The following is a 3,970-nucleotide window of genomic DNA, read 5'->3' on the forward strand; positions in this document are numbered from 1 at the left end:
CCCATGCACCATCTGGTGCATGGGCCCACGTTTCGCTTGCCTGCCATCACCCTTTTGGTTGAGCCATAAATCAGCACTGGGGGCGGTGAGAGCAGGGCTCGAATTCCCTAGGCTGGGAATATGATCCAGGCACAGCAGTTGACGAAGAAATACGGTGGAAAGACCGTGGTCGATAATGCGTCGTTCACGGTGCAGGAAGGCATGGTCACTGGGTTCCTCGGCCCGAACGGCGCCGGCAAATCCACCACCATGCGCATGATCGTGGGATTGGCCGAACCTACCAGCGGAGAAGTGCTGGTCAATGGGCGCGACTTCAAGAAATCACGTCACCCTCTGACCGAAGTTGGCACCCTGCTGGAAGCTAAATCGGTCCACAAATCCCTTACTCCGCTGGCGCATTTGCGTGCCATGGCAGCTACCGCAGGACTCCCGGTCTCCCGAGTGCACGAAGTGCTGGATCTGACCGGCCTGTCAAGCGTGCAGCGGAAAAAGGTCGGCGGCTTCTCGCTAGGCATGGGACAGCGGCTAGGCATTGCCACTGCCCTGCTTGGAGATCCGCAGGTGCTGATCCTCGATGAGCCGGTCAACGGACTGGATCCCGAAGGTGTGGCCTGGGTCCGCAATCTGGCCCGCCAGCAGGCGGCCGAAGGCAAAACCGTTTTCATCTCTTCCCACCTGATGAGTGAAATGGCCCAGACAGCGGATCACCTGATCGTGATTGGCCGTGGCCGCATCATGGCCGACGCGCCGATCAGTGAATTCATCGACAACGGTCTTGACCAGACAATCGTGCGTTCAGCCGACATTGAGGTCTTGATGAACGCGCTGAACGGTGAAGGTGTTCAGCTACGCCGGATTGATGGCCATGGCCTGGAAGTTACCGGCCCCGATTCAGAAACCATTGGCCGTCGTGCCCTGGAATACGGGGTGGTGCTCAGCGAACTGCGTCCGCTGCAACGCACCTTGGAAGACGCATACATGGAATTGACCCGTGATGCCGTGGAATACCACTCGAACATAGTTGCCGAGACTGGCGGCGGGAAGTAAGGATATGTCTAACCTTCTAGCAACCGCACCGCATGGCAAGGTCACGCTATTCGGCGTGCTGCGCAGTGAATCCATCCGTTTCTTCTCCCTGAATTCCACCCGCATCCTGGTTCTCTTGGCCATCGTGTTCTATGTGGGCATTGCGGCCGTGGCGACGTGGGGTATTGGATCGCTGAGTGCCAGCATGGGCGACACGAATCAGATGCCGGGCATGGAAGACCTGTCGGCCCCGGGATTCGCAGGTGAGCTTATCGGCTCGGGGCTGGTCTTCAGCCAGCTGATCCTTGGCGTGCTTGGTGTCCTGCTCTTCAGCGGTGAATTCACCACCGGCTCAGCGGTAAGTACGTTCCTGGCCAGCCCGCGGCGATTGCGGGTCCTGGCTGCCAAGGGCATCTTGATCATCCTGCTGACTGCTATCGTCCAGATCATCAGCTCGCTCTTGGCCTTCGCGGTCAGCAAGCCAATTGCCGATAACTACCAGATGAATCTCGAATTCAGCAGCGATGCCTTCCAGCGGGTGCTCTGGTACGGGACGCTGGCGGTGACCATGGCGGCGTTGATCGGTTTGGCGTTGGGGATGCTGCTGCGCAACTCGGCCGGCGGCATTACCAGCCTCGCTGCCCTGTTCTTCGTGCTGCCGATCATTCTTTCCATCCTGACTTCCCTGACCGACTGGGCGCAGGATATCGCGAAGTTCACCCCTGACCAGCTGGGCATGGGGTTGGCGACGCCTGCGAGTGTCGTCAGCGACTTGGAGACCTGGCAGCAGCTGCTGGGTGTGGCGGGTTGGATCGTGCTTCCGCTGGCGTTGGGCGCGATCCTGCTGACCAAGCGGGACATCAAATAGCTCAGAGATTGATCGAGAAAACTAGACTGGAAATATGAGCCAACCGACGCTGCAGGAAACCGTGGTTTCCTTCGATGAACTGGCCGCCAAGCGCATGGGCCGGATACGCCGCTATTTGCGTACCCACCCGCGTTTGGTGGTCATCGGTGCGGTAGTCATCTACCTGCTGCTCACCTTGCCAGGTGTCTTGGTCTTGGCAGCGATGCCAGAAGCCAATGCCACCGGCCTGCTGGTCGTCACCCTCGCCATCAGCGCTGCCCTGTTGTACCGGCGCCGGGCGCCGATGACGGTGATCATCCTGGTGTTCATTTTCGAGTGCTTGGCCCTGGTGATTGCTGGTCCGCAGGGTGGACTGGGCGGGGTAGGCATGATTATCGCCCTGTATACGGTCGCCACCAGCTATTCGGCCAAACGCACCATCCCGCTGGCCATCTTGGCCGGCAGCTTCCAGACGGTCCTGATGGTGCTGATGGGCTTCCCCGACATGGCCGGAATGGAATTCGACCCGCAAGATGGAATCGATGAAACCATCTTCACCCGCGTCATCATTGCCGTCTCGGGCAGCTTCGTCATCGGTTTCTACATTGCCGCGGCCGCGGTGGGCATGAACGTGCGCAACGCGCGCATCCACGAAGCCGAACTGAATCACTGGGCCTCGCAGGTCTCCGGACTGGCCCAGGTGCAAGAGCGCAACCGCATTGCCCGCGAAATGCACGACGTGGTTGCCCATTCGCTTTCGGTGATGATTGCCCTGTCCGAGGGGGCACGAGTGGTGGCCAAGCGCGATCAGGTCCGCGCCGACGAAGTGCTCAATGAACTCTCTGGAACCGGCCGCGCCGCCCTGGCAGATATGCGCCGCATGCTTGGCGTGCTTCGACAAGAGGAATCCGGAGAGCTGGCCCCGCAGCCTACCGGCGGGAACGTGGAGCAATTGCTCGAAGGATTCCGTATCGCAGGTCTGCCGGTCTCATTTACCCATACGGGCGATCCGTTGCCGGAGGACACCACCTTCCAGCTGACCGTCTTCCGTATTATTCAAGAGTCCCTGACTAATTCCTTGCGCTATGCCCGTAACGTAAGTGATGTGCAGGTTCGCCTGGAACGGCGGCGCGAAGAACTGCGCATGGAAATCATGGACAACGGGGATGCAACGAGAGTTCCGAGTATCGGCAGCGGACGCGGGCTGCGCGGCATGCGCGAACGAGCTGCGCTCTTTGGCGGAACGGTTGATGCCGGACCGGTAGCCAGTGGTGGATGGATTGTAAAAGCGGTCCTCAAGCTACCCGAATGCAGCTTGCAGAACGAAAACCAGAAGGCAGTGAAGGAATAAGCGTGGAAGACAAAATCAAGGTTCTGCTGGTCGATGACCAGCCCCTCTTACGCATGGGATTCCGCCTCATCCTCGAAGGTGAAGACGACATCGTCATCGCCGGCGAAGCTGTCGACGGTCTCGATGCCCTTGCCCAGACGGCCGCACTGAAACCCGATGTGGTCCTGATGGATGTGCGCATGCCCAAGATGGACGGTCTGGAAGCGACCGAACGCATCGCCAAGGACCACCCGGAAACCAAGATCATCATCCTGACGACCTTTGACCTGGACGAGTACGCCTTCTCGGGACTGCAGGCAGGAGCCAGTGCGTTCCTGCTCAAGGACGTGGCCCCGGAAGAACTGGTCCAAGCGGTGCGCCTGGTAGCTTCCGGCGACGCTGTGGTGGCACCTCGGGTGACTGCCCGCCTGCTGGAAACCTATGTGCGCAACGCTGGCGCCGGGAACCGAAACCAGCCGGCCGAAACTCCGCATGACCCGCTGCTCGACGATCTCACCCCGCGTGAGCAGGAAGTGCTGCGTGCGCTCTCCGAGGGACTATCCAACGCCGAGATTGCACACCGTTTCTTCCTTTCCGAAGCGACCGTGAAAACCCACGTCAGGCGTATCCTGACCAAATTGCATCTGCGCGACCGTGTTCAAGCGGTGGTGTACGCCTACGAGACCGGGCTGGTCATTCCATCCCAGGGCCTGGACTACTAGGCATCGTTTAAGCAGCAAACTGGCCGCCGTGTGAAACCCATTAGG

4 protein-coding genes are annotated in these 3,970 nt (G+C 59.9%); all 4 read left to right on the top strand.

Going from position 1 to position 3,970, the window contains the following annotated elements; translation table 11 throughout:
- Window positions 1-120: 120 nt before the first annotated feature.
- Genes ACRDT3_RS18845 through ACRDT3_RS18860 form a run of 4 tightly spaced genes read left to right on the top strand, consistent with a single transcriptional unit; the run spans window position 121 to window position 3,925 of the window.
- Complete coding sequence (locus ACRDT3_RS18845; protein ID WP_431494444.1) at window positions 121-1,047, top strand: ABC transporter ATP-binding protein; 927 nt, start codon at window positions 121-123, stop codon at window positions 1,045-1,047.
- Window positions 1,048-1,051: 4 nt separating this feature from the next.
- Window positions 1,052-1,894, top strand: coding sequence for an ABC transporter permease (locus tag ACRDT3_RS18850; protein WP_431494445.1), 843 nt, complete (start codon window positions 1,052-1,054; stop codon window positions 1,892-1,894).
- Window positions 1,895-1,928: 34 nt separating this feature from the next.
- Window positions 1,929-3,224, top strand: coding sequence for a sensor histidine kinase (locus tag ACRDT3_RS18855; protein ID WP_431494446.1), 1,296 nt, complete (start codon window positions 1,929-1,931; stop codon window positions 3,222-3,224).
- Window positions 3,182-3,925: a response regulator gene (locus ACRDT3_RS18860; RefSeq protein WP_105656594.1), complete on the top strand. Its 744-nt coding sequence runs from the start codon at window positions 3,182-3,184 to the stop codon at window positions 3,923-3,925. The genes ACRDT3_RS18855 and ACRDT3_RS18860 overlap by 43 nt, the downstream gene beginning before the upstream one ends.
- Window positions 3,926-3,970: the final 45 nt, after the last annotated feature.

It is taken from the genome of Glutamicibacter sp. (genome assembly GCF_050701915.1).
In the GTDB taxonomy this organism is placed as follows: domain Bacteria; phylum Actinomycetota; class Actinomycetes; order Actinomycetales; family Micrococcaceae; genus Glutamicibacter.